General features: G+C 46.4%; 1 protein-coding gene. It reads right to left on the bottom strand.

Annotation, left to right across the window (positions count from 1 at the left end):
• Positions 1-278, bottom strand: a 278-nt coding sequence (locus tag SORDD16_RS10265) for an RHS repeat domain-containing protein (protein WP_164966541.1), incomplete at both ends; no start/stop codon positions are given.

Below are 278 nucleotides of genomic sequence, written 5' to 3'. Positions count from 1 at the left end.
CCGTTTCTTTTGCCAAGCTACCTGTAGCGTCATAGGCATACTGAGTCACTCCACCTGTTGGGCGTTGCTTACTGCTGATACGGTTCATACTGTCATAGCTGTAGGTCGTTGTATGACCTTCGCTACTGGTTTCGCTCAAGCGATTGCCCAAAGCATCATAGCTGAAACTTTGCTTGCTTCCTGTAGGAGCTACTGTTTCGATGATTCGTCCTAATGGGTCGTACTTAAAGGCTGTCGCGTGATCATTTGGATCCGTATAGAGTACCAATTTCTTATTG

It is taken from the genome of Streptococcus oralis (assembly GCF_001578945.1).
Lineage (GTDB): Bacteria > Bacillota > Bacilli > Lactobacillales > Streptococcaceae > Streptococcus > Streptococcus oralis_Q.
The sequence above is the reverse complement of the archived record's forward strand: the minus strand, read 5'-3'. Positions and strand labels throughout refer to the sequence as shown.